This is a genomic window from Streptosporangium sp. NPDC023963 (assembly GCF_040639135.1).
GTDB lineage: Bacteria > Actinomycetota > Actinomycetes > Streptosporangiales > Streptosporangiaceae > Streptosporangium.
The window spans coordinates 1340828-1364227 of record NZ_JBEZZK010000001.1; the positions used below are offsets into that span (position 1 = coordinate 1340828).

26 protein-coding genes are annotated in these 23400 nt (G+C 70.6%); 5 read left to right on the forward strand and 21 right to left on the reverse strand.

The window, feature by feature from the left end:
- Positions 1-22: 22 nt before the first annotated feature.
- From AB0F88_RS05680 to AB0F88_RS05720, 9 genes are all read right to left on the reverse strand, one after another.
- Entirely contained in the window at positions 23-553 is a 531-nt protein-coding gene (locus AB0F88_RS05680) for an OsmC family protein (RefSeq protein WP_362677712.1), read from the reverse strand.
- Positions 544-1227, reverse strand: a complete 684-nt coding sequence (locus tag AB0F88_RS05685; protein WP_362677714.1) for a hypothetical protein — start codon at positions 1225-1227, stop codon at positions 544-546. The genes AB0F88_RS05680 and AB0F88_RS05685 overlap by 10 nt, the downstream gene beginning before the upstream one ends.
- A 46-nt stretch (positions 1228-1273) precedes the next feature.
- Complete coding sequence (locus AB0F88_RS05690; RefSeq protein WP_362677716.1) at positions 1274-2185, reverse strand: sigma-70 family RNA polymerase sigma factor; 912 nt, start codon at positions 2183-2185, stop codon at positions 1274-1276.
- A gap of 42 nt (positions 2186-2227) precedes the next feature.
- Positions 2228-2968 (reverse strand): alpha/beta hydrolase, encoded by a 741-nt coding sequence (locus AB0F88_RS05695; protein WP_362677718.1) that lies wholly within the window; start codon positions 2966-2968, stop codon positions 2228-2230.
- Entirely contained in the window at positions 2965-4620 is a 1656-nt protein-coding gene (locus AB0F88_RS05700; protein ID WP_362677720.1) for a ferritin-like domain-containing protein, read from the reverse strand. Before AB0F88_RS05700 ends, AB0F88_RS05695 begins: the two co-directional genes overlap by 4 nt.
- The gene (locus AB0F88_RS05705; RefSeq protein WP_362677722.1) at positions 4604-4834 is read right to left on the reverse strand and encodes a hypothetical protein; all 231 of its coding nucleotides are present in this window, start codon (positions 4832-4834) and stop codon (positions 4604-4606) included. The genes AB0F88_RS05700 and AB0F88_RS05705 overlap by 17 nt, the downstream gene beginning before the upstream one ends.
- A 123-nt stretch (positions 4835-4957) precedes the next feature.
- On the reverse strand, positions 4958-5668 hold the full coding sequence (locus AB0F88_RS05710) for an FAD-binding protein (RefSeq protein WP_362677971.1): 711 nt from the start codon (positions 5666-5668) through the stop codon (positions 4958-4960).
- A complete protein-coding gene (locus AB0F88_RS05715) occupies positions 5646-5855 on the reverse strand; it encodes an FAD-dependent oxidoreductase (protein WP_362677724.1) in 210 nt (69 codons plus the stop codon). Before AB0F88_RS05715 ends, AB0F88_RS05710 begins: the two co-directional genes overlap by 23 nt.
- A gap of 9 nt (positions 5856-5864) precedes the next feature.
- Positions 5865-7049, reverse strand: coding sequence for a low temperature requirement protein A (locus tag AB0F88_RS05720; RefSeq protein ID WP_362677726.1), 1185 nt, complete (start codon positions 7047-7049; stop codon positions 5865-5867).
- 81 nt (positions 7050-7130) lie between these two features.
- Here AB0F88_RS05720 and AB0F88_RS05725 point away from each other — a divergent pair, with 81 nt between their 5' ends.
- Positions 7131-7412 carry an SDR family NAD(P)-dependent oxidoreductase gene (locus AB0F88_RS05725; protein WP_362677728.1) on the forward strand — a complete coding sequence of 94 codons (282 nt, stop codon included), beginning with the start codon at positions 7131-7133 and terminating at the stop codon, positions 7410-7412.
- On the opposite strand, the gene AB0F88_RS05730 is transcribed toward AB0F88_RS05725, so the two are convergent.
- Positions 7413-7886: a MarR family transcriptional regulator gene (locus AB0F88_RS05730; RefSeq protein ID WP_362677730.1), complete on the reverse strand. Its 474-nt coding sequence runs from the start codon at positions 7884-7886 to the stop codon at positions 7413-7415.
- A gap of 94 nt (positions 7887-7980) precedes the next feature.
- Here AB0F88_RS05730 and AB0F88_RS05735 point away from each other — a divergent pair, with 94 nt between their 5' ends.
- Positions 7981-8949 (forward strand): NmrA/HSCARG family protein, encoded by a 969-nt coding sequence (locus AB0F88_RS05735; protein ID WP_362677732.1) that lies wholly within the window; start codon positions 7981-7983, stop codon positions 8947-8949.
- Between the two features lie 175 nt (positions 8950-9124).
- Here the strand turns inward: AB0F88_RS05735 and AB0F88_RS05740 are convergent, their stop codons facing one another.
- From AB0F88_RS05740 to AB0F88_RS05755, 4 genes are all read right to left on the reverse strand, one after another.
- On the reverse strand, positions 9125-10138 hold the full coding sequence (locus tag AB0F88_RS05740) for a nitronate monooxygenase (protein ID WP_362677734.1): 1014 nt from the start codon (positions 10136-10138) through the stop codon (positions 9125-9127).
- A gap of 276 nt (positions 10139-10414) precedes the next feature.
- Entirely contained in the window at positions 10415-11317 is a 903-nt protein-coding gene (locus AB0F88_RS05745) for an SDR family oxidoreductase (protein WP_362677736.1), read from the reverse strand.
- A gap of 106 nt (positions 11318-11423) precedes the next feature.
- Positions 11424-12125, reverse strand: coding sequence for a pentapeptide repeat-containing protein (locus AB0F88_RS05750; RefSeq protein ID WP_362677738.1), 702 nt, complete (start codon positions 12123-12125; stop codon positions 11424-11426).
- Positions 12126-12191: 66 nt separating this feature from the next.
- Positions 12192-13709 carry a glycoside hydrolase family 3 N-terminal domain-containing protein gene (locus tag AB0F88_RS05755; protein WP_362677740.1) on the reverse strand — a complete coding sequence of 506 codons (1518 nt, stop codon included), beginning with the start codon at positions 13707-13709 and terminating at the stop codon, positions 12192-12194.
- 373 nt (positions 13710-14082) lie between these two features.
- Here AB0F88_RS05755 and AB0F88_RS05760 point away from each other — a divergent pair, with 373 nt between their 5' ends.
- On the forward strand, positions 14083-14772 hold the full coding sequence (locus tag AB0F88_RS05760; RefSeq protein ID WP_362677742.1) for a TetR/AcrR family transcriptional regulator: 690 nt from the start codon (positions 14083-14085) through the stop codon (positions 14770-14772).
- 81 nt (positions 14773-14853) lie between these two features.
- The gene (locus AB0F88_RS05765) at positions 14854-15537 is read left to right on the forward strand and encodes a DNA alkylation repair protein (protein ID WP_362677744.1); all 684 of its coding nucleotides are present in this window, start codon (positions 14854-14856) and stop codon (positions 15535-15537) included.
- A gap of 159 nt (positions 15538-15696) precedes the next feature.
- On the opposite strand, the gene AB0F88_RS05770 is transcribed toward AB0F88_RS05765, so the two are convergent.
- The 7 genes from AB0F88_RS05770 to AB0F88_RS05800 all read right to left on the reverse strand — a co-directional run bounded on the left by AB0F88_RS05770 (position 15697) and on the right by AB0F88_RS05800 (position 22721).
- A complete protein-coding gene (locus AB0F88_RS05770; RefSeq protein WP_362677746.1) occupies positions 15697-16065 on the reverse strand; it encodes a hypothetical protein in 369 nt (122 codons plus the stop codon).
- 374 nt (positions 16066-16439) lie between these two features.
- Positions 16440-17336, reverse strand: a complete 897-nt coding sequence (locus AB0F88_RS05775; protein WP_362677748.1) for a chitosanase — start codon at positions 17334-17336, stop codon at positions 16440-16442.
- Between the two features lie 295 nt (positions 17337-17631).
- Complete coding sequence (locus AB0F88_RS05780) at positions 17632-18543, reverse strand: carbohydrate ABC transporter permease (RefSeq protein WP_362677750.1); 912 nt, start codon at positions 18541-18543, stop codon at positions 17632-17634.
- Positions 18543-19445 (reverse strand): sugar ABC transporter permease, encoded by a 903-nt coding sequence (locus AB0F88_RS05785; protein ID WP_362677752.1) that lies wholly within the window; start codon positions 19443-19445, stop codon positions 18543-18545. The genes AB0F88_RS05780 and AB0F88_RS05785 overlap by 1 nt, the downstream gene beginning before the upstream one ends.
- Positions 19446-19605: 160 nt before the next feature.
- Entirely contained in the window at positions 19606-21015 is a 1410-nt protein-coding gene (gene ngcE, locus AB0F88_RS05790) for an N-acetylglucosamine/diacetylchitobiose ABC transporter substrate-binding protein (RefSeq protein ID WP_362677754.1), read from the reverse strand.
- A 60-nt stretch (positions 21016-21075) separates the two neighbouring features.
- A complete protein-coding gene (locus AB0F88_RS05795; RefSeq protein ID WP_362677756.1) occupies positions 21076-21834 on the reverse strand; it encodes an SIS domain-containing protein in 759 nt (252 codons plus the stop codon).
- Positions 21835-21836: 2 nt separating this feature from the next.
- The gene (locus AB0F88_RS05800) at positions 21837-22721 is read right to left on the reverse strand and encodes a MurR/RpiR family transcriptional regulator (RefSeq protein ID WP_362677758.1); all 885 of its coding nucleotides are present in this window, start codon (positions 22719-22721) and stop codon (positions 21837-21839) included.
- A gap of 190 nt (positions 22722-22911) precedes the next feature.
- On the opposite strand from AB0F88_RS05800, the gene AB0F88_RS05805 reads away from it, so the two are divergent.
- Entirely contained in the window at positions 22912-23280 is a 369-nt protein-coding gene (locus tag AB0F88_RS05805) for a hypothetical protein (protein ID WP_362677760.1), read from the forward strand.
- The last annotated feature ends 120 nt before the right edge of the window (positions 23281-23400 follow it).

Here is a 23400-nt window from a genome sequence, read left to right on the forward strand (position 1 = left end):
TCGTGTGCGCCCCGGTCGTCAGCTAAGACAAGGCAGCCCTCTCAGTTGTGACAGGCGGCCTCGTGTTCGAGGGCGACCTGCTTGTTGGTGGCGCCGCCGGCACGAGCGGCCGCGGGATGCCCCCGTACAGTTCGACGGCGCGGTCGGGCAGGGCGTCGTCTCCGTCCACGACGAGGTCGGCGCGCAGCCGGTACCCGCCGCCGGCGGGATCCCTGCCGACGGCCACGGTGGCCTCCACCGAAATCGTGGCCGGGTCGAGCAGGTGCCGCCTGGCGAGCAGGCTGAGCGCGCCGTGGAAGCAGGCGGCGTATCCGGTGGCGAAGAGCTGCTCGGGGTTCGGCCCCAGGTTGTCGCCGCCGAGCTCGTCGGGCATCCGCAGCTCCAGGAAGAGGGTGCCGTCGGCGGACCTGGCCTGGCCGCCGGCCCGCCCGTGGGAGGAACTGCCGCCGGTCACGGCGACGCACGTGAAGCGGAGCGGCTTGAACTCCGCCCCGATGTAGTCATGATCCGTGGAAGGGATCTGGTCGTTCACCGGCATGCCCTTCAGTGCCAACGCTGGAGCTTGTCGGGGTTGAGGACGATCCACACCGCCGTGACCTCGGCTCCGGCCACGCTCACGCTGACCACCGCCACGGCCTTGCCCGCCCGCCGCAGCACGAGCCCTGCCCTGCCGTTCACCGATCCGATCGCCAGATCGGTTCCGGGCTGGTCGATCAGCAGCGCCGCGACAACCTGTGCGACCGCGTCCACGCCGTAGGACGGCCGTACCGCGACGCGCACCTTGCCGCCGCCATCGCTGACGACGATCGCGTCGGCGGCCAGGACCTCCCGCAGCGCCTCGGTGTCGCCCGCCTGGCAGGCTGCGGCGAACCTGCGAGCCACCCGGTCGTGCCTGGCGAGCATCGCCTGGCCATACACGACCTGGTACGAGGCCGGACCCGGCACGGGTTGGGACGGGGTCACCCGGCCGCCGGGCATGTGGTCAGGGTCGGCTTCGGGGGCGGCGAGGAGCTCCAGGCAGATGCTTCCCGCTGTCCGCGTCAGCCAGGCGCGCGGCGCCGCGATGGCGGCGCGTTCCTCCTGGTCGAGGGCGTACCAGCGGCGATAGGTCTCCTGGACGATGTGGTCGGCCGTGGTGTCCGAGCCGAACATCCACAGGGCGATCTCGAGCAGGTGCTGCCGTTCGTCGAGCATCTCCGCCAGCGACTCGGCGCCCGCCTCGGTCATGGTCTGCCGCCTCCTTCGGGGTTGGCAAGTAAGACCGGACAGCCCGTTACGTTGTGACAAAACGACTACGAGACCGCTCGAAGGCCTCGATCTTGATCGGGTTGAGTATCCACAGCAGGTGGTGGATTCCCTCCCCGGAGGCCTCGATGGCGAGCAGGGCGACGCCGCCGTCCCGGTTGACGAGCACACCTGGCAGGCCGTTCATCTCGACCCACGTGATGGCGGCGCCCGTCCAGAACCACGGCGAGAACGCGGCCACGAACCTGGCCACCCGCTCGCTGCCCAGCACGGGGAACTTCGCCGATCCCCTGATACCGTCGCCGTCGGAGGAGCTGACGACGTCGGCGGCGAAGAGCTGCTCCAGGGCGCCGACGTTTCCCGTCTGGGCGGCGTCGAGGAAGGTCTCCAGCAGGCGTCGGTGCTCAACCCTGTCGATAGGCTCGTGCCGTACAGCGATCAGGCGCCTGCGGGCGCGGCTCACGATCTGCCTGACGTTGACCGGGGTGAGCCGGAGGATCTCCGCGATCTGCGGGTAGGGGTAGTCGAAGGCCTCGCGCAGGACGTACGCGGCGCGCTCGGTGGGATTGAGCCTTTCCATCAGCAGCAGGACGGCCAGCTCCAGCGCTTCGCCCCGTTCCGCGCCGACGGTGGGGTCAAGGCTGGTGTCGACGGGTTCCGGCAGCCAGGGGCCGATGTAGGATTCGCGCCGCACGCGCGCCGACTGGGCCAGATTGATGGCCAGCCGGGTGGTGACCAGCGCCAGGAAGGCCGGCGGGTTCTCGATGGTCTCGCGGTCGGTGTCCTGCCAGCGCAGCCACGCCTCCTGGACGATGTCCTCGGCCTCGGCCGCGCTGCCGAGCATCCGGTACGCGATGCCGAACAGCCGCGGGCGCAGCTCGATGAAGGCGGACGCCGCTCGATCGAGAGCGTCCGCCTGTTCCGGGGATTCCGCGTTCATGTGCCCCACATCGATTCGCCCGTTGGCCTGGGCAGGGGTTCGTCAACCTCGCGCGTGGTCGGCGGCCTCGAGGATAGTCGCTGTCACGGCGTCGGGCTGGGAGGCCGCGAGCGCGTGGGAGGCGCCGGCGACCTCGCGGGTGCCGCGCGAGTCCGCACGCTCGGCCATGAAGCGCAGTGCGGCGGCCGGAATGTTGAGGTCCTTGTCGCCGTGGACGAACCAGGACGGGATGGTGCGCCAGGGCGCCTCGTCGACGGCGAGCCCGTCGGACAGGGCGCGCTCGGTCACCGGCCTCTGGGTCGCGGCCATCAGCGTGGCCTCCTCGGTGTCGAGGTCGGCGCAGAACTGGCGGTGGAACTTCGCGGGGTCGATGCGGAACTCGTTGCCGCCGGAGGCCACCGGGTAGGCCTGCAACGCCTGGCCGAGCGTGCCGCCCTCGAACTTGCTCGACAGCAGCAGCGCGCTCTCGCCGGGCTCGGGGGCGAAGGCGGCGACGTAGACCAGGGCGCGCACGGCCGGGTTGCCCGCCGCCGCCTGGCTGATCACCATGCCGCCATAGGAATGGCCGGCCAGGACGACAGGGCCGCCGATGCCATTGATCACGTCGCACAGGTAGGTGGCGTCGCCCTCCACGCTGCGCAGCGGGTTGGCCACGGCGACCGTGGTGAGCTGGTTGCTGCGCAGGCGCTGGATGACGCGGTTCCAGCTGGCCGACTCGGCGAAGGCGCCGTGGACGAGGAGGACGACGGGTTGGTTCACGGGATTGCCTTTCTGGTTGTTCATTCGTGGAAGCCGATCTCGCGGTGGGTGCCGTCGCACAGTGGTTTGTTGCCGGAGTGGCCGCAACGGCACAGCGTCATCCGGTTCCTGGTCTCCAGGGGCCGGCCGTCCGACCGGGTGATGGGTATGCCGCCGGTCACCCAAAGCGCGCTGGCCAGGCCGCCCTCCTCCTCCAGCACCGAGATGGCGCGCGGGAGGTCGGCTTCGATCGTCTCTCCGCCGCGTTCGAGGGCGTAGCTGTAGGAGCCGGAGGGGCAGTGATCGATGCGGCCCATGATGTTCGAGCGCACGTCGCTGTCGGCGGTGTCGTCGAGCGTCTTGGCGATGGGCCTGGCGCGGCCGATGCAGAAGGCGGCGTGGATGCACAGCTCGCCCACCCGCTGCGCGGAGATGCCGACGCCGTCGTGCACGTGCTGCAGTTCCTGGTAGGGCCGCATCGGCGCGGCCTCGGTGCCGTCGAAGCCGATCGCGGCGTGGGTGCCGTCGCAGAACGGCTTGGCGCCCGAATGGCCGCAGCGGCACAGCGCATAGATCTCCTCGGTCTCCAGCGGCTCGCCGGTCTTCCAGGTGAGCGCGTTCTTCTGCTCGGCGGAGACGATCTTCCGCTTGCGCCGCAGGGGGATGCGGCCGTACACGACGTACGGCCCGTTGCGGAGCACGACGATCCGCTGGTGGTCGCCCGCGCTCCAGCGGCGCAGCTCGGGCGGGACATACTCGAAGGTGGGGCCGCCCAGCCGCATCAACTCCTGCGCCTGGGCCTTGAGCGCGTACATCTCCCCGGTAGCGACGGCGAGCATCGTCGGACTGCCGTTGAAGGCGACCTCCAGCAGGTGCAGGATCGCACAGTAGGTGTGGTTGAACTCCTCCTGCGCGGCGCGGTCCGCAGGGTTGGGCGTCGGGAGGAACACCCCGGTGAGATCCACCGAGAGCTTCTCACCGGTGGGCCCGGACTCAGGAGTGTCCCCGCGCCGGTAGCGGCGGCCGAGCTTCAGCTCCATGAAGCGGTAGTAATGGGCGACCTCGTCCTGGTCACCGTCCCAGACCTCGCTGCGGGCGGTGCCCTCCCCCTGCTCGACGATCTCCTCAAGCGCGTCCAGCGCGGAGGCGAGGTCGGTGACGGCGACCAGCCTGCCGCCGGTATGGCGGAAGTGGCCGTCGCTCACCTGCCGGGCCGGGTCACCGGAGAAGACCTCCTTCTCGCCGAGCGTGTCGCACAGGTAGCGCAACCCCTGCTCGATCGCGGCGTAGAACTGCCCGATGGTCTCGTAGTTGTCGTCCTCCGGCGGTGCGCCGGGCGGTGCGGGCTGTTCCAGGCGCAGGAACATCTCCAGCGCCTCCGGGCCGAACGGCACCAGCGACAGCTCAAGGTCGCCGTGGGGCAGCTTGCGGGGGTGAGGCGGCAGCATCTCGGGCGTGTCGAGCCGCGGGGCGCCGCCGACGGCGTTGAGCAGGTTCGCCGCCAGCGCCAGATGCAGCATCTCCTCCACGAAAACGCTGCTCACCACCTCGACGGCCGCCGGGTTGCGCTCCGGGTCGAGGGAGTACAGCGCGGTCAGGTACGGCGGCAGCGTCGCGTGCTCCAGCTCGATCGCCCACTGCAGGTGCTCGCGGAGGCCGGCGAGCGTGTCGATCCGCGGCTCAGGCAACGTCGTCACCCGGCCGCGGGCCGTCCTCCAGCACCTCGACCGCGTCGCGCAGCACCCGTAGAGCGATCTTCTCGCGCTCGACGTCCGTCGGGTCGTACAGCCACTCGGTGACCGGCTGCCCTATCTCCTCCTCCGGGTGGCTGGCCTCGGCGATGATCAGCTCCTCCTCGATCTCGACGTGGAGCTCGTACAGGAACTCGTTCTCACCGTTCGGGGTGCTCATGTCTCCTCCATGGGTTGTACGGCCGGCCTGCTGACCGCGTGGATCAGCCGGACGGCGATCTGGCCGGTGGCGAACAGGCGGGCGAAGCGCTCGCCCTGGCGGGCAGCGAGCGCGTGGGCGGGATCAGCCCGGTGGCGGCGGGCGACTACCGCGGCGACCTGGTCGGCGCGCCGCGACCACGACAGAGGCGCCCGGCCGGGCTGGTCGAGTTGCTCGAGAACCTCGAACCCGATCGCCGAACTCGGCGACCATCGCCGACGCGGTCACAACAACTCCCCCGTTCAGTGATGTGGCCCGATCGCCAACTAAGACAGGACAGCCCCGACACTTGTGACAAGATCCGGCTACTCGACGAGCTTTCCCGCGGTCGAGACCTCGCGCATGAGCGCCGCGATCTCGGCGGGAATCGGCGGGATGCTCTCCCGCTCCACCGATCCGGGGCCGGCCCAACGAGGTTGACCTGCAGCGCGGGGTCGAGTTCCGGGTGGTCGGAGCGGTTGTGGCAGCCGCGTTCTCCGGCGCGATGAGACCAGATGGGTAGAACTGCACCAGCTCGGGGTCGCGGACGCGGCAGCCGGCCAGGACGGCCAGGCGTAAGGAGTCGCCGGTGTTCTCATCACGCCGGGAGGAGGTGCGCCGCCAGATCCGGGTGTGCCCGCCCACGGCCAGGATCACCGCATCGGCATGGATGACGTAGCGGCTGCCGTCGGTCAGGTCGAACCCGTACGCGCCGAAGACCGCGTTGTCGCACGATGCGCACCGTCTCGGGGCTGGCCGGCAGGTAACTCTCCTTGAGAGTGTCGGCCGCGTGCTACTGCCAGGTGTCCTCGGGATCCATCGTGGCGAGGGCCGCGTTGATGCCGCCCGCCGCGAGCGAGGTGTGCGCGTCCGCCTTCGGCCGTTTGCCGACCGCGAGGACATCCACCCCGCGCTCGGCGAGTTCGACGGCCGCCCGCAGCCCGGCCCCTCCGGTCCCGATGACCAGGACGGACGTGGCGATTCTGTTCTCTGATGCGTGCATGATGCTCCTTCAGCCACGTGCCGCCCAGATGGCGACAGCGACCAGCGCGACGCAGGCGGTCGCGATCAGCGCGACCACGGCGGCCACCCCGATCCACGACGCCGCGAGCGGCGACAACACGACGGCGCCGACGCACCCCGCCACGGCGGTGCGGGGGACGACGGAGTCCGCGTCGACCAGCGCGTGCACCGCCCGGAGCAGGATGAGATACACCCCGACCGGGATGGCGACCGCGTAGCCGATCGCCATCGGCGATGCCGCCACCTGGCGCCCGCTCTGCTCCACCGCCACCTCGAGCCCGGCGCCAAGAGTAGCCAGCGCGGCGAAGACGCCGAAGTGGCCGTACCCCCACCAGTACGACCGATGACGCCGGTCGCTGAGCCCCTCCCCTGCCTCGACCAGGAAGTACAGCCACCACAGGGCGAACAGCAGGACGAGACCGGATCCGGCGATGACGACGAGGGGACCCGCTTCGAGCGCCCCTTCAACCCCTCTGCTCGCGGCCAGGACACTCTCGCCCAGCAGGATGATCGTGAACAGGCCGTAGCGTTCGGCGATGTGGTGCGGGTGCCAGGTGGTTGCCCTGACCCGCTCCGCCCACCACGGCACCGCCAGCTCCAGGACGACCAGGCAGGCGAAGAACGGCAGCTGGAGTGACGCCGGCAGGAGGCCCGCCTCCGCGAGAGCGAGCCGGAGCAACCAGCCCAACTCGACCAGACCTATGCCCGCGGCGTAGCGGAGCCCCGTACGGCGGCTCGCCGGGTCTTCGAACGCGGCCCTCAGCCATTGGGCTACAAGCCCGATCCTCATGATGAGGTAGCCCAGGGTGATGATCCCGTAGTCGGAGTGGCCGACCGCGGCGGGCACGCCGGTGGCGAGGACCAGCACCCCCGCCATCTGCACCATGGTCAGCAGCCGGTAGGGAACGTCGTCGGTGTCGTAGGACGAGGCGAACCAGGTGAAGTTCATCCACGCCCACCAGATCGCGAAGAACACCTGGAGGAACGGGACCAGCCCGGCCAGGCCATGACCTTCAGCGATGGCATGCGCGAACTGCGCCGTGATGGCCGCGACCGCGACCACGAAGGTGAGATCGAAGAGGAGCTCGAGCTGGCTCGACGCGCGATGCGGCTCGTCAACGGGCCGCGAGCTCATCCTGACCCGGATTCGGGCGGTGGTCCTGGTTGAGGGCACGCTCACGCTCCTGTCGCTCTTGCGGCGTTCGGTTCGCCAAGAAAGACCGGACGGCGTCGCGATTTGTGACAGCTCGTCGCGGTGGTTGTCACAAGTCGGGAGGCCACTCCTCGACCTCGGGCCGGATCGCGTCGGCCCAACGCCGGTGTCTACGCTGCGACGAAGTTCGGCATCACCGCCTTCTCCGGATCGCTGCGGCAGGAGGTCACCACCCAGGGCCTACATGTCGTGATCATCGAGCCCGGCTTCGTCGCCACCGAGCCGGCCGGCGCGGCCACCCGGAGGAGCAGGGGTGATCGGGGCACGAATGATCTCCGTTTTTCGCCACATCCCAGGGGTGCTTTCCGCGGCGCGGGAGCATGATCACAACGAGCAGTCCCGCTCCCGGTGCTCGTCGAGTGCGCGGAGCACGTCGGCGCAGGCCTGCGCGAAGCCGGCCAGCCGCTCAGGCCCAAGCACGTCGACGAACAGGGCGTGAACCATCTCGATGTGCTCGGGGACGGCCTTGTTGATCGCCGCGTAGCCCTTGTCGGTGAGCCGCACGTCGGGGTAGCGGCGGTCGTTGGAGTCCACTCGCTCGACCAGCCCGCGTTGCGCCATCCGGGTGAGCTGGTGGGACAGGCGGCTCTTCTCCCACTGGGTCGCGGCGGCCACCTCCGCGACGGGCATCTCCCTCCGCTCCGATTCCGTGAGCCGGACCAGGACCTCGAAGTCGGCCGCGGACAGGTTGCACTCGCGCTGCAGGTGCTGCTGCAGGTGCGAGCCGAGGTGCTTGGCCATTTCGATGTACGTGCGCCACATCCGGTCGGCCTCGCCGAGTTCCTGTTCCCATCCCATGACGCCCACCCTACCCGTTGCTTGACGTATCAACCTGGCGCTGTATGGTGGCCGGGTTGATACATCAATCTGAACACGTGAGGGTTTTATCGCTATGAGCGAGCAGCAGATCATCGCCGTGGTGGGCGCGACCGGAGCGCAAGGGGGCGGACTGGTCCGCGCGATCCTCGACGACCGCAGTGGGCGGTTCGCCGCGCGAGCCCTGACCCGGGACCCGGGTTCGGCGCGGGCCAGGGAGCTGGCCGCACTCGGGGCCGAGGTCGTCGGGGCCGATCTCGACGACGCGGGCAGCCTGCGCAAGGCGTTCGACGGCGCCCACGGCGCCTTCGTGGTGACCAACTTCTGGGAGCCTCGCATGCCCGAGGAGGAGCGGGCGCGGCCCGCGACCACCAAGGAGCAGGAGCAGGCCGGCAACGCGGCGCGGGCGGGACAGGAGGCCGGCGTACGGCATTTCGTCTGGTCCACGCTGTCCGACACCCGCAGCTACTTCCGGCCGGGCGACGGGACACCAAGCTTCGAGGGCTCGTACAAGGTGCCGCACGCCGACGGCAAGGCCGAGGCCGACCGGTTCTTCCTGGAGTCGGGCGTGCCCACCACCTTCCTGCAGGCGAACGTCTACTACGAGGCGTTCCGGGACATGTTCGCGCCCCGGCGTGACGAGACTGGCGCACTGGTGCTGCCGCTCGGGTTCGGCGAGGCGCGGGTGGCCGCGCAGGCCGCGGAGGACGTCGGCAGGACCGCGCTGGGGATCTTCCGCCACGGGATCGGGATGGCCGGCAGGCGGGTGAGCGTCGCCGGGTCCGTGCTCACCGGCGCACAGTACGCCGCCGCGCTGAGCCTGGCGCTCGGCGAGCCCGTCACCTACCAGGCGGTCAGCCCCGACATGATCCGGGCCGCGGGGTTCCCGGGCGCGGGCGAGGTCGGCAACATGCTCCAGTACCTGATCGCGGCCGCCCCGGACATCGCCGAGCTCATCGACGTCGAGCTGCTGCGCGAGCTCAACCCGAGGCTGCAGTCGTTCGACACGTGGCTGGCCGCCTACCGCGACACCATCCCGCGCTGACCGGCACCCGTCCCCTCCCCGCGCGTGGTCGCCCCCGGGTAACGTCGCGGAGCCGTGTCACAAGATCGGGAGCTGCCCTGTCTACAGGTTTGCTGGAGTAGTAGGACGCATCGTCGGCTAGGTGGAACCTGCCGTACGTCAGCAAAGAGGCCGCAGGAGATTTCGGAGGCCGTTCTCAGATCGCGGACAGGTCCGCGACGATGTCCGCCGCCGGCGCGTTCCGTGCCCGGTTCCAGGAGGTCCCGGCCCACAGGTGCAGCGTCTCGGCGTCCCCGCCGGCCGCCGCGGCGCGGCGCAGCGGCGCCGTCAGGTGGTGGAGATGCGGATAGGCCGCGGGCGCCCGGCCGGAGTACTCAGCCATGAACCGGTTGACCAGGCCGCGCGCCGGACGTCCGGTGAAGGCCCTGGTGACGGCGGTGCCGGTGAAGCGGGGGTCGGTCAGCGCCGCACGGTGGACCGCGCCGGTGCCGCTCTCGGGACAGAGCAGGAAGGCGGTGCCCGCCGCGGCCGCGACCGCCCCCGCGGACAGGACCCGGGAGACGTCGGCGGCCGAGGCCACGCCTCCGGCCGCGACGAGGGGCAGCCGTGACACCTCCCGTACCCGTGACAGCAGGTGCTCCAGGCTCATCGCCTCGGCGTCCGCGTTGGCGAACGACCCTCGGTGGCCACCCGCCTCCTCCCCCTGGACGCACAGCATGTCGGCCGCCGAGGCCAGCCGCGCCTCGTCCGCCGAGGTCACCGTGACCACCACGGTGGTCCCCTTGCGGCGGAACGCCTGGATCAGCTCGTCCTCCGGGCAGCCGAACGTGAAACTCACCACCGCGGGCGGATCCGCCAGCAGATCCTCGACCTTGGCCGTGAAATCGTCATCGCCCCCGCGTGGGACTCCCAGGGTGGCGCCCAGCCGCTGAGCCTCCCCCTCGATGACCCGCGCGTAGGCGTCGATCTCGGCCTGGTCGGCGTCATCGGCCGTGGGCATGAACACGTTCATCCCGAACGGCCGGGACGTGAGCTCACGCGTCTGCTTGATCTCCTGGCGCATCTGCTCGGCCGTCTTGTAGCCGGCCGCGAGGAATCCCAGGCCGCCGGCCTCGGACACGGCCGCGGCCAGTCGGGGGGTGGACGCCCCACCGGCCATGGGAGCCTGCATGACCGGCAACCTGGACGGCCACGACACCGGACCGGACATGGCTTCTCCTCCCCCAACGCCCTTGAGTCATTGCCGTAACCGCCACAAGCGCTACGACGGCAAACGGGGCCGGACGGCTACACCACCGGCGATCTCCATCAGCTCTGAAAGCCTATGCCACCGCCCTGCGCCACCCCACAAGCGAGTCCCGGGTAGCTCCAGGTCAGGCGTCCGGCATGCTCCGCCGGGTGATCGGCGTGGCGGGCGGGGCGGTCCGGCCGGGACCGGATCGCGACCTCACGACCCGAATCCCGGATCCTGAATCCCGAACAGGGCCTAAGCCCCGCGGACCGGTTCCGGGTCCGGGGCCTCGACGAGGAGCTTGGCGACGGCGTCGCCGATGTCGGCGGGGTCCCAGCGGGCGCCCCGGTCGGCACGGGGACCGTGCCGCCAGCCGTCGGCGAGGGAGACGCTCCCGCCCTCGACCTCGAAGACCCTGCCGGTGACGTGCCGGGATCCGGCCGAGCCGAGCCAGGCCACCAGCGGCGCGATGTTGGCCGGGTGCGCGGCGTCGAAGCCGTCCGCGGGCCCGGCCGCCGTGGTGAGGGCCCCTTCGGTCATCCGGGTGCGGGCGGTCGGGACGATCGCGTTCACCGTGACGCCGTAGCGGCCGAGCTCCGCCGCGGCGACCTGGCTGAGCGCCACGACGCCCGCCGTGGCCGCGGAGTGGTTGGCCTGGCCGACGCCGCCGAACAGCCCCGCCCCGGAGGAGGTGTTGATCACCCGGGCGTCCACCGGGTCGCCCGCCTCCGACCGCTCCCGCCAGTGGGCGGCCGCGTGCCGCAGTGGCAGGAAGTGGCCCTTGAGATGGACCCGGACCACGTCGTCCCACTCCTGCTCGGTCATCGAGACCAGCATCCGGTCGCGGACGAACCCGGCGTTGTTGACCAGGACGTCCAGCCGCCCGAAGGCGCTCAGCGCCGTCTTGACCAGGCGGCCCGCGCCGTCCCACTCGGTGACGTCGTCGCTGCTGGCCACGGCCCGGCCGCCCAGGTCGCGGATCTCCTCGACCACCTCCAGGGCCGGTCCCGCGGATCGCCCGTCGCCCTCGCGGCCGGTGCCGAGGTCGTTGACCACGACCCTGGCCCCCTGCCTGGCGAACTCCAGGGCATGCTCCCTGCCGATGCCGCGCCCGCCGCCGGTCACGATCACCACACGCCCGTCACAGATCCCGCCCATGCCAGGCCCCTTTCGCCACGATCATGCAGAGTTTCCCGGCTGTTCACCTTTCATGTCTAGATGCGATCTTTAACCGGTACGGCGAAGCCGTGCGGGCCCGGAGTCGTCAGTTCACGGTGAGCCCGCGGGCGGCGAGGATCAGGGCGGCCTGGGTGGGGCTGACGACCGCTCCGCGCAGCGACCGGAGCCGGGTGTCGTCGACCTCGCCGAGGTCGGCACCGCGCAGGTCCGCCTTGGTGAAGACCGTCTCGACGATCCGGGCGCCGATCATGCGGCAGTCCTCGAACACGGTCTTGGTGAAGTCGCAGCCCGACAGGTTGGCGTCGTCGAAGCGGACGCCCCGCAGGTGGAGGTCCCGGAACGAGCAGCCGGTGAGGTCGGCCAGCGCCAGGTTGGACCCGTCGAACCGGTAGCCGGTGCCCCGGCAGGCGGACAGCACAGCGCCGATCATGCGGCAGCCGGTGAAGGTGACGTCGGTGAGCAGGGCCAGCTCGAAGCGCGCGCCCGACAGGTCGACGTCGGTGAAGGTCGCGTCGACGAGCTCGGCGTTCGCGAACCGGAGCCCCGCTCCCCCGCCGCCGGAGAAACGCGCCCCGTCCAGGTCCGCGCGGCGGAAGTCGGCCCCCTCCAGCACGCACTTCTCGAACGAGGCCTCCACCAGCGACGCCCCGGCGAGGTCGGCGCCGGTGAGATCGCACTCCCTGAACACGTAGGGCCCGTCACCGGTCAGATGATCGCCGAGCGAGAGCCCCGCCAGATCGACCCCGTGGATCTCCCGCTGGCCCGCCAGCAACTGTGCCGCATCCATCCCGCGATTCAAGCAGCCCGCCCCGACAGAATCCCGGCCGCCGCACTCCGCGCGGGGCCCGCCCGGTCAGGCGGTGCCCGTGTCCCCGGCGAGGAGCTCGGCGGCGGCCTGGCCGCAGACGCGGGAGGCCCCGTGGGTGGCGACGTGGACGGCACCGAGGTCGGAGCGGCCCGGCAGTCCCATCTCGACCACGACGGCGTCGGCGCGGGCGGCCAGCAGGTGCCGGAGCGCGTCGGCCTGCCAGGGGTGGCGGTGCGCGTCGCGGACGACGATGACCAGGGGGCGCTCGGCCGCCGCGGCGAGCACGGCCTCGATGGCGCCTCCGGTGGCCGTGGCGGCGGCCAGCCGGGTGACCGTGGTGCCGGGCAGGAGCTTGCCGAGCGGCTCGCCGACGCCCCACGGGGTGTCCTTCTCGATGGCGAGGTTCATCTCGGGGGCGAGCTCGACGACGTGCGGCGGGGCGGGCAGGGGGAACACCGCGGCCGAGGAGCGGCGGGTGATCCGCAGCGCCCGCCGGGCGGCGGCCAGGCCGATCGACGGGGTCCCCGGACCGCCTAAAAGGCCCGAAGGCGCGCTCCGGTGGGCGGTCGTGGTCCAGAGGGCGAGCTCGCAGACGCGCCGGGAGGCGTCGGCGAGCCGCTCCTCGGAGAGCCTGCCCTCGATCACGGCGTCCACGATCGCGTCGCGGATGCCGATCGCGGTCTCCTCCCCCGCGTGCTCGCCTCCCACGCAGATCGCGTCGGCACCCGCGGCGACGGCGAGGACCGAGGCCCCGCCGATGCCGTACGGGCCGGAGACGGCGGCCATCTCGATGCCGTCGGTGACGATGACGCCCTCGAAGCCGAGTTCGACCCTGAGCAGGTCGTGCAGGACCGGGCGGCTGAGGGTGGCGGGCATCGCGGGGTCCAGGGCGGAGACGAGCAGATGCCCGGTCATGACCGTGCGCACCCCCTGCTCGACGGCCGCGCGAAAGGGCCGCAGCGCCACGTCGCGCAGTTCCCCGGGGGGAGCGGCGACGAGAGGCACGCCGTGGTGGGAGTCGACCGAGGTGTCGCCGTGGCCGGGGAAGTGCTTGGCGCAGGCGGCCACTCCCGCCGACTGCATGCCCCGGATCCAGGCGACGGTGTGCCGGGCGACGAGGTCGGGGTCCGCGCCGAAGGAGCGCAGGCCGATCACCGGGTTGTCGGGATTGGAGTTCACGTCGGCCGAGGGGGCGAAGTTGAGGTTGACGCCCGCCCGGGCCAGGTCGCGGCCGAGGTCGGCGGCGAGCTCCTCGGTGAGGCCGGTGTCGTCGACCACGCCGAGGGCGAAGTTGCCGGGCCGGGTGCTCCCGCCCGCGGCCTCCAGGCGGGTGACCTCGCCCGACTCCTCGTCGATGCCGACCAGGACCTGGGGGTTCTCCTCCCGCAGCGCGGCCGTGAGGTCGGCCACCTGGGAGGGGGTGGCGATGTTCCTGGAGAACAGCACCACCCCGGCCAGCCCCTCGCCGAGCCGGCGCCGGAGCCAGTCGGGCGGGGACTTGCCCTCGAAGCCGGGAAAGACGACCGTCTCCGCCAGGCGGAGCAGCTCTGGGCCGCGCTTCATTCACCCCTCCTCGCCTGACGGCCGGTCGGCGTTCCTGCCGAAGACGCGCAGACACCACGTTGTACCGGACCGCTGGGGAAAGCGCTCCCACAGCGGCTTTGCGCAAATCTAATAGGAAAGTTTCCTAATTGCTAGTGGGCTGACCATAGGCCTTCGGCTCATGATTTTGCAGATCGGGACGATGGACGGGTTCGAGGCCCGCTGGTACGGAGCCGGAAGCGAGAAGTCGTCCGCGCGCGTCGGGACCCGCCATCGCCCCGCGGCGAACGCGGCGGGCGTTCGGTCAGGGCCGGCGACGGGAACGAGCCGGGAACGGGAACGAGCCTGCGCGTTCCGGTGAACAAGCGATTGAGCAAGGGCTCATAATGGGGGCGTGAACACGCGAAAGAACTCCGGCGGCGCGACCACCACCCCGGTCAGGCGCCAGGGCGGGACCAGGCGCGCGGCCACATCCGGCCCCGCCTCGGAGCGCCGTGACCATCTCGTCAAGCTCGCCGCCGAGCTCTTCGCCCGCAAGGGTTTCCAGGCGACCACCGTCCGGGAGATCGCGGAGGAGGCCGGCATCCTGTCCGGAAGCCTCTATCACCACTTCGACTCCAAGGAGACGATCGTCGACGAGGTGCTGACCACCTTCCTCGACGACCTCGTGGGCCGTTACCGCACCGCCCTGGACCAGAACGGCGACCCCCGCACGATCCTCTCAGAGATGGTGCGCATCGGGTTCAGCACGCTGGAGCCGCACCGCGCGGCGATCACCGTCATGCAGAACGACTGGAACTACCTGAGATCCCTGCCCGGCGACCGCTTCGACTACCTGGTCAAGGCCGAGGACGAGGTCGAGCGCATGTGGGTCGAGCAGATCAGGCTCGGCCAGGCCGACGGCCTGTTCCGTGCCGACGTCGACCCCAAGCTCACCTACCGCATGATCCGCGACACCATCTGGGTGGCGGTGCGCTGGTTCCGCCCGGGAGGCCGCCTCAACACCACCGGCCTCGCCGAGCACTACATCACCGTCCTGTTCGACGGCCTCGCGACCGGCGAGCGGAGTAGCCAGAAGGCATGACGCCCGCGGAACCGGCGCGGCGAGCGGCGCGGCCTGTGAGAATCAAGCGTCCGCGAAGCGAACGGGAAGTGGTGGGCGAGCATGGAGATACTGCAGAAGGCCGTGCGAACGGCGCTCACCGACGTGGCCGACCCCGCCAAGGCCCCGGTCATGCAGGCCTACATGAAGTCGTCGATGCCGTTCCTCGGCGTGCAGGCCGCTCCCCGCCGCGCCGCGCTGAGGCGGGTCTTCGCCGACTACCCCGTCGACACGGCCCCCGCGTGGCGGGAGGCGGCGCTGGCCCTGTGGCGCGGGGCCGAATACCGCGAGGAGCGTTACGCGGCGATCGAGCTGACCGGCTTCCGCCTCTACCGCGCCTTCCAGACGCTCGACGCGCTGCCGGCGTACGAGGAGATGATCGTCACCGGAGCCTGGTGGGACTACGTCGACGAGCTCGCCGTCCACCGCGTCGGCGGCCTGCTCGCGGCCTTCCCCGACACCATGCGCCCCCTCATGCTCCGCTGGGCCCGCGGCACCGACCTGTGGAAGCGCCGCACGGCCATCCTCAGCCAGAACCGCTTCAAGTCCGCCACCGACACCGGCCTGCTGTACGCCTGCATCGAGCCGAGCCTGTCCGACAACGACTTCTTCGCCCGCAAGGCGATCGGCTGGGCCCTGCGCGAGTACGCCAAGACGAACCCCGGCGAGGTCGTCCGCTATGTCGACCACACCCGCATCAGCGGCCTGAGCCGCCGCGAGGCCCTGAAGAACCTCCCGGCCCGCTAGTGTCGTCCCGCGCCGGGGACCACCTCGGGCGTCAATCGGGGAGCCACGGGTCTCCTCGCCCCTTTTCCCGTGTGAACGACTTTTCCCGTGTGAACGACCGTGAAGACGGTGATTCCGAGCCTCACCGGCTGTGACCTTGCTCTAAGATCCGCCGGCATTCTAAGATCCGCCGGCCTTCAGGATCTCTGCGACGATCACGAAACTGATTCCCATGATTCCGCTGACCGACGCGACGACGCCGATGGGCAGACCGCTTTTACTCTGTGGTTCCATGTGTCGCAGAATGACCAGCGCGACAAAGCAGACCAGCAACGACATCATGCCGGCCGCTGTCATCCCTTCGAACCCCGGTGCGACGAGAAGAACCACGCCCCAGATCGCGGCGACACCGACCACGGTGTAGGGAGCGAACTTCAGGAACACGCCCCTGTCCGCCGTGTTCCGCCGAGCCTGTGCCTTCATGTTCCGAAACCGCTGCGCCCGCAGCCGCTTTTCTCTCTTGTTCGATCGCTGTTTCGGCTTGTTCACACGCTCTCCTCCGCGCCGCAGAGTCGCCCCACCGTGAAACGGCCGACACCGGATTTTGGTTCCGATCATGTGGTGTCAGGAATTCCTGTGCAGCACCGGAAATCGGCTTCGTACGCGATCGGCTCACCTGCGGCCCGCCCCGCGGGCGGAACCTTGATCCCGGCCGCGGCTCCCCGGCCGCCGCAGCAGGTGGTGGCCTCGACGTCTTCGTGGGGGTGGCGGCAGGCGGTGGCCCGGGACACGCGATGATCACGGCCGGGCTCGGGTATGTCGCGCTCGCCACGAAATCGGCACGGCATCGTGTCGAGGGTGTCGAGGGTGTCGCGGAGAGAGGGCCCCGGCGGGGTGGGGTGCCGCCGGAGCCCCGGCACGGGCTAGCTGATCTTGAAGGGGTCCCCGTAGACCTTCCAGGACAGCGGGGTGTCGAGGTCGAGGTTGCCCTTGTTGAGGAAGACGCGCTGGGCGGTGTCGACGCGGCTGGTGTCCTCGTGGGCCTCCTCGGCCTTCATCGCGACCTTGCGGGCGTCGAGGAAGGCGTGCAGGTATCTCGTCTCGTCGCCGCCCTGGGCGGGGGGCTTCGCCTTCTTCAGGGCGTTCCTGCGGATCGCGCCGAAGCTCTGGGGGTCGGTGCCCCCGCCGTGCATGACGATGGCGTCGTAGTAGGCGAACTGCCCGAGGGCGCGCAGGCCGTCCTTCCTGGCCTGGTCGACCGCGGGGTTGAAGTAGACCCGGTCGCGCTCGCCGTTCTGGGCCTGCCGGAAGACGGTGTCCTTGGCGGCGGTGGCCCAGTCCCTGGTGTAGTTCGGGTCGAGGCCCTTGTGGGAGTCGGTGCCGTCGACCTTGCGCAGGGCGGGGAGATACTTGGCGAGCACGTTCCCCGGCTTGAGCCGGGTGTAGCGCTCGACGAGGTCGAGCATGTCGCCGGTGCCCGAGCAGAAGCCGATGATCCCGGCGGTGTAGCCGCGACCGTCGTCGATGTCCTCGATGTACTTGTACTGCGCCTTCCAGTTCAGCGAGGAGTTCTCGGCGCTGGACACCAGCTGCATGGCGATGTCCTTCTTGCGCGGGTCGGTGAGGTCGACCGCCGCGGAGGATACGGACAGCCCGGCGGGCGCCGCCGCCGGCCCCGCGGCCGGGGCGGCGGCGGGAGAGAGGGCGGCGGCATGCCCGGCACCGGCGGGGGCGATCAGGACCGGGACGGCGGCCGCGGCCGAGGCCAGCAGGAGGCGCGCGGTACGGCGGCCGGGGCGGGGGTTCGACGAGAAGGGCACGTGTCTCTCCAGGGAAGGGGGGAGGAACGCCCGGAGGCTCTCCGGAGGGGGACCGCCCTCGACGGAGGGAGGGCGGTACCGTGAAGGCCCTCCGGGGGATGGGGGCCAGGGGGCGGACAGGGACAGAAGCAGGGACGGGAACAGGGACGGGGCGGAGGGGCGACCCTGGGTGAGGGAACCCGAACCGCTCGTTAGGAAACTTTCCTAACGAACCTACTCCTCACCACTCCCCACCCGTCAACCCGTTCGCGCCGGCCCAACCTGAAGGCACCCTTATGAAAGGCTTAAGCGGTCACTACTTGAGCGCGCCAGCGGTGAGACCCTTCTGGATCTGGCTCTGGAAGAGCGTGTAGACGATCAGCATCGGCAGGATGGCCATGCTCAGCGCGGCGAACAGGGCCGACCAGTCGGCGTCGTAGCCCGCGGCCGTGGAGATGTCGGCGATGCCCTGGGTGAGCACCCACTTGTCCCGGTCGGAGTTGAGCAGCACCAGGGGCAGCTGGTACTGGTTCCACTGGCCGAGCACGTTGAAGATGGTCACGCTGACGATGCCCGGCTTCGCCATCGGCAGCATGATCTGGAAGAACACCCGGGCGTGCGAGGCCCCGTCCACGAAGGCCGCCTCGGCCACCGCCCCCGGCAGCGTCCTGAAGAATGCCGCGAGGAAGAAGACGGTGAAGGGCAGCGAGTACGCGATGTAGACGAGTATCAGCCCGCCGTGCGTGTTCAGCCCGATGAACGGGCCGATCACCGGGACCGTCCCCATGTTCTGCACGACGAAGAACAGCGGGGTCAGCGCCAGGTAGACCGGGAAGGCCAGGCCGGAGACGAACAGCAGGTAGATCGACCGGTTGCCCCGGAACCGGTAGCGGGCCAGCACGTACGCGGCCATCGAGCCGAACAGCATCGTGCCGAAGGTGCCGAAGGCCACCACGACGATGCTGTTGATCATGTACTGGCCGATGTGCGCCTGCTCCCAGGCGCGGGCCCAGTTGTCGAGGCGCAGGGAGGCCGGCAGCGACCAGGCGTCGCCGAAGATCTCGTCCTCGCTCTTCACCGACGCGAGGAACGTCCACACGATCGGCACGACCACCAGGACCGTCCAGACCAGCAGCGCGACGTGCGTCAGGGCCGACAGGGGTCCCAGGCGCCTCCTGCGCTCCTCGCGGGCGAGGGCCCTGCTCGGGGAAATCACGACGTCCGCCACTAGAACTCGATCCGCTCACGCCGCGACAGGCGCAGGGCCAGCGCCGCGAACCCGATGGTGAAGAAGAACAGCACCACGCCCATCGCGGAGGCGTAGCCGAACTTGAAGTACTGGAAGGCGGTGCGGTAGATCTCCGCCGCCATCACGGTCGTGGAGTGGTCGGGGCCGCCGTGCTCGGCCGTCATCACCCACACGATGGCGAAGACGTCCAGCGCGGCGATGCCGAGGTAGACCCAGCCGACCTGGATGGTGTCCCACAGCAGCGGCAGCGTGACCCGCAGGAACAGCTGCGGCCCCCCGGCGCCGTCGATCGCCGCCGCCTCGAACAGGTCGCGCGGGATGGAGGCGATGCCCGCCGAGAAGAGCACGACGTAGAAGCCGACCGCCTGCCAGACCAGTACGGCGAGGATGGACCAGAACGCGACGTCGGTGCTGGACAGGAAGCCGATCGGCTCGAACCCCAGGGCGATGAGCGGCGCGTTGAGCATGCCGCTGCGGTCGGGCCTGAAGACCTGCTGGAACAGCACGGCGACCACGGCGACGGCCAGCACCTGGGGGAAGAAGAACACCACGCGGTAGAACTTCGACCCCCAGATGCCCCCGGTGCCGCCCCGCCCGCCCGCGTTGAGCAGGAAGGCGAAGAAGAGCGCGATCCCCAGCGTGAGGATCGGCATCAGCACCAGCAGGACGAGGTTGTGCCTGACCGCCTGCCAGAACACGTTGTCGGCCAGCAGCCGCTGGAAGTTCTCCAGGCCCACGAGGCGCGGGCTCGCGTTCACCCCGCGCCAGTCGGTGAACGCGATGTAGAAGGCCTGCGCGTAGGGCGCGATCACATAGATCAGGTAGAGCGCCACCGGGATCGCGAGGAATCCCGTGACGAACCGTGTCCTGCCGTGGTTCATCGCCGGCCTGCCGTTCCCCTCGGTGGCTCGCCGTCCGCCGGCGCCGTCCCCCCATGCTTCATGACCTGGTCACCCTTCCCCGTACGGCTCGCCGTCCCGTCCCCCCGTGCCCGGTGGCCGGCGGGCCGTCCCCCGGACGGCCCGCCGCCGCGTGCCGTCGTCACCGGCTGAACTTCTTCACCGAGGAGTCGTCCTTGATGGCGTCGGCCTTGCGCTGCGCGCGCTCCGCCCACTGGTCGACGGTGAGCTTGCCGGCCATGAGCTGCCCGGTCGCGGCGGCCACCTCGTCGTGCAGCTCGACGTACCACTTGCGGAACAGGAACCAGACGGCGTTGTCGCCCGCCGCCTCCAGCGCGGCCGAGGCGCTCTTCAGGCCGGGCTTGAGCGTGCGGCCCTCTCCGGCGCCCTTGACGACCGTGAGGGTGGAGACCATCTCCATGAACTTGCCCGCGCCCTCCTTGGAGAGCATGGCGCGCATGTACTCCAGGCCCGCGCGGGGGTTGGCCGACTTCGCCGGGACGACGTACTCCTCGCCCGGCTGGGCGTGCAGGGTGCCGTACGGGAGGGCGTCGGAGGAGCCGAAGTCGGGGAGCGCGAACATCGCGTAGCCGAAGTCGGCCGGCGTGGAGTCCTTCTGCTCGTTCTCCAGCCAGGAGCCGCAGGGCAGCATCGCGACCTGGCCCTTGTTGTGCGCCGTCTGGGTCTGCACGTGGTCGAGCCCCGCGGTGCCCTGCAGCAGGTACTTCGAGCCGATCTCGACGAAGGCCTCCGCGGCCTGCCTGACCGGCTCGGCCTTCCAGGCGCCGTCCTGGAGGTTGTCGATGTTCTTCAGCACGTCCTTGCCGCCGATCTTCGCGGCGAGAGTGAGGATGGCCTCGTAGATGTAGAACGGGTGCTTGCCCGCGTAGGTGAAGGGCGCCATCTTGCCCGACTTCTTGATCGTCTCGCACAGCGCCAGGAAGTCGGCCCAGGTCTTGGGGACCTGCCAGCCCTCGGCCTCGAAGAGCTTCTGCGAGTACCAGATGCCCCAGACGGTGTTGGCGTAGTTGAGGACGTACGGCTTGCCGTCGTAGCTGCCCAGCTCGATCGCGTTCGGGTCGATCGTGTCGCGTACCTTGACGGCGGGGTCGTCCCAGCTCGGCGCGTCGTACAGCGGCGTGAGGTCGGCGAGCTGGCCGTCCTGGACCAGGGCGCCGAAGTCCATCGCGTTGGCGCCGGAGTTGTTGACGAACTCCGGCGGGTTGCCGCCGGCGAAGCGCGGCTGGAGGGTCTTGGCGACCTCCTTGGTGGCGTTGTGCTTGATCTCCAGCTTGGGGTACTTGGCCTTGAGCAGCGGCTCGTGGACGCCCGTGGCGTAGGCGTCGCCGAAACCACCGTCGAAGATCCAGATCTCCAGGGGTCTGTCCTCGACGAAACCGAGCGGGTTGGCCGCGCTGGTGACGCCGACGGCGGGCGTCGAGGACGCGGCGCCGCCGTTGCCCGCGGGGGTGGCGCACGCTGACAGGACCGGCAGGGTGAGGCCGGCCAGGGCCGCGCTGCGCAGGAGCTCGCGCCTGGATAGCTGGGTCATGCTTCCTCCTGGAAGTGGCCTGGGAGTGGAAGGCGGTGGCCTGGGAGTGGAAGGCGGTGGTCAGGCACCTCGCCGGATCCTTCCGGCGTAGCGGTTCTCGAGAGCGCGGTTGTGCTCGTCGCCGCCGGTCACGTTGGCGGAACGGTAGATCGGCGGGGTCAGGCCCGCCTCGGTCAGGCCGCGCACCACCTCGGCCACGACCATCTGGGCCAGCAGCGCCGAGGTGATCGTGGACACCGCCCCGAACGTGCCGCCGTCCTGGAGCGGGAGGACCGCGTCGCCGTACGGGGCGCGGTTGTCGAGCACCACGTCGGCGAGGTCGAGCAGCTTGCGGCCCGAGGGGTGGCGGGAGGTCATCGCGGTGCTGTGCTGCACCGACGTCAGGGCGATCAGGTCGTGCCCGTGCTCCTTGACGATCGAGGCCAGCTCGACCACCGACCCGTTCACCCCGGAACTGGAGATCAGCACGAACACGTCGCGCGGCTCGACGGGGGCCAGGTCGTAGATGCGCCGGGCGACCGAGGGATCGCGCTCCAGCTCGCCGGCCGTCCCGAGGAGGATGCCGACCGGGGCGTCCCCGTACAGGACGACGTCGCGCAGGGCCAGGCGGTTGCTGGGCACCAGGCCGCCCGCGCGCCCGGCGATCTCCATCGCGATCGCCTCGGAGTGGCCCGAGCCGAACGCCTGGATCACGCCGCCGCCGTGCAGGGACTTGACGATCAGCGCCGCCGCGTCCCCCACCGCGGCCGTCTGGGTCCTGGACACCTCGTCCACCAGGGCCTTGATCTCGTGAACGTACTCGGAAGCCCCGATCTCCACGGTCAGCTCCTCTCCACGCGATGGCTCTCCAGAGCCCGGATCGTCAATTCGAAGGCCTCGTTCGTCTGCTCGTAGGTGCGCTGCGCGACCGCGACGTAGACGGTGTCGAGGACGAAGAGCTGGGAGTGGACGGCGGCCAGGCCGCCCAGCCGGAAGGTGGTCTCGCGGCTGGCGGTGGTCAGCACCAGGTCGGACAGCTCGGCCAGCGGGGAGCGGGCGAAGGAGGTGACCGCGACGGTCAGCGCGCCCCGGTCCCCGGCCTCGCCGAGGGACTCCAGCACCTCGCGGGTCCGGCCCTGGTGGGAGATGCCGATCGCGACGTCGCCCTCGCCGAGCAGCGCGGCGTCGGCGAGCGCCTCGTGAGCGTCGGCGTGGCTCCAGCAGGGGACCCGGATCCGGCGCAGCCGCCCGCCCATCATCAGGGCCACCGCCCCGCTGGTGGAGACCCCGAAGATGAGGACGCGGCGGGCCGCGACGATGGCCTCGGCGACCTTGGCGACGGTGCCCGCGTCCAGCTGGGCCGCCGTCTCCTGGATGAGCCGGGAGTCGGCGGCGGCCATCACGCCGATCGCCGCGTCGAGCGGATCGGTGGGGCCGATCTCGTGGCCCACCCCCGCGTCCCAGTTGGCCTGCGCGGCGCGCCCGTTCTCGGTGGCCAGCGCGACCCGCAGCCCGGCGTACCCGGCGAAGCCGAACACCCGGCAGAAGCGGGTCACCGTGGCGGGTGAGCTGCCGCTCCGCTCGGCCAGCGTGATGATCGTGGAGCGTGCCGCCTCGGCGGGGTCGGCCAGGATCGCCTCCCCCACCCGGCGCAGTGCCTCGGGCAGCGCGGGCGTCTCGGTCTGTATGCGTCCGAGCGCGCCTGCGGCCACAAGTATTCCTTTCATCGGAAGTCATCTGGGTGAAAATTATTCTCAAGTCAAGCTCGCGTCAAGGCCGTCGAGGGCACGGTTGGGGACACAACTCCCACGGCGCCGGGGCTTCGGGAAAAAATTCCGACAACCTTCGGCGCCGTTCGAGCGTCGTTCCTAACAGAGGTTCCAGAAAAGGAGCCGCCCGACGGAGGCGAACCCCACGATGACTCCACGTCCGGCCGACACGCCGCACCAGGTTTCCGGCGCGCACGTCCACGACGAGCTGGCCGCCAGGCGCGCCCGGCGCGCCAGGGACCAGAGACTGCGCAACGACCCGCACATCCGGCTGCTGGAGCGCGAGCACGGCGTCCGCTTCACCGTCGAGGAGCTCCAGGCGGCGGACCGCCAGGCCCAGGAGCTGCTGGCGCCGCTCCGCCAGGAGCCGCCCCTCGACGAGGAGACCCGGTCCCTGCAGCTGCTCGTCTGGCGCCGTCTGGGCCCGAGGGGGTTCCAGGGCTTCATGCAGGAGCTGGAGGAGATGGAGGCCGAGCTGGCCAGGGCCCGGCACGACGGCTGGGGCGACATCAGCTAAGTCCTCCCCTCTTCCCCGGCTTCCCCCCGGCGGGCTTCCCCACCCCGGCAGCCCCCCGCGCCCGCCGTCGCGGTCTCACCCGATCACGGTGACGCGACCATCCCCCAGGCGAGCGATCGA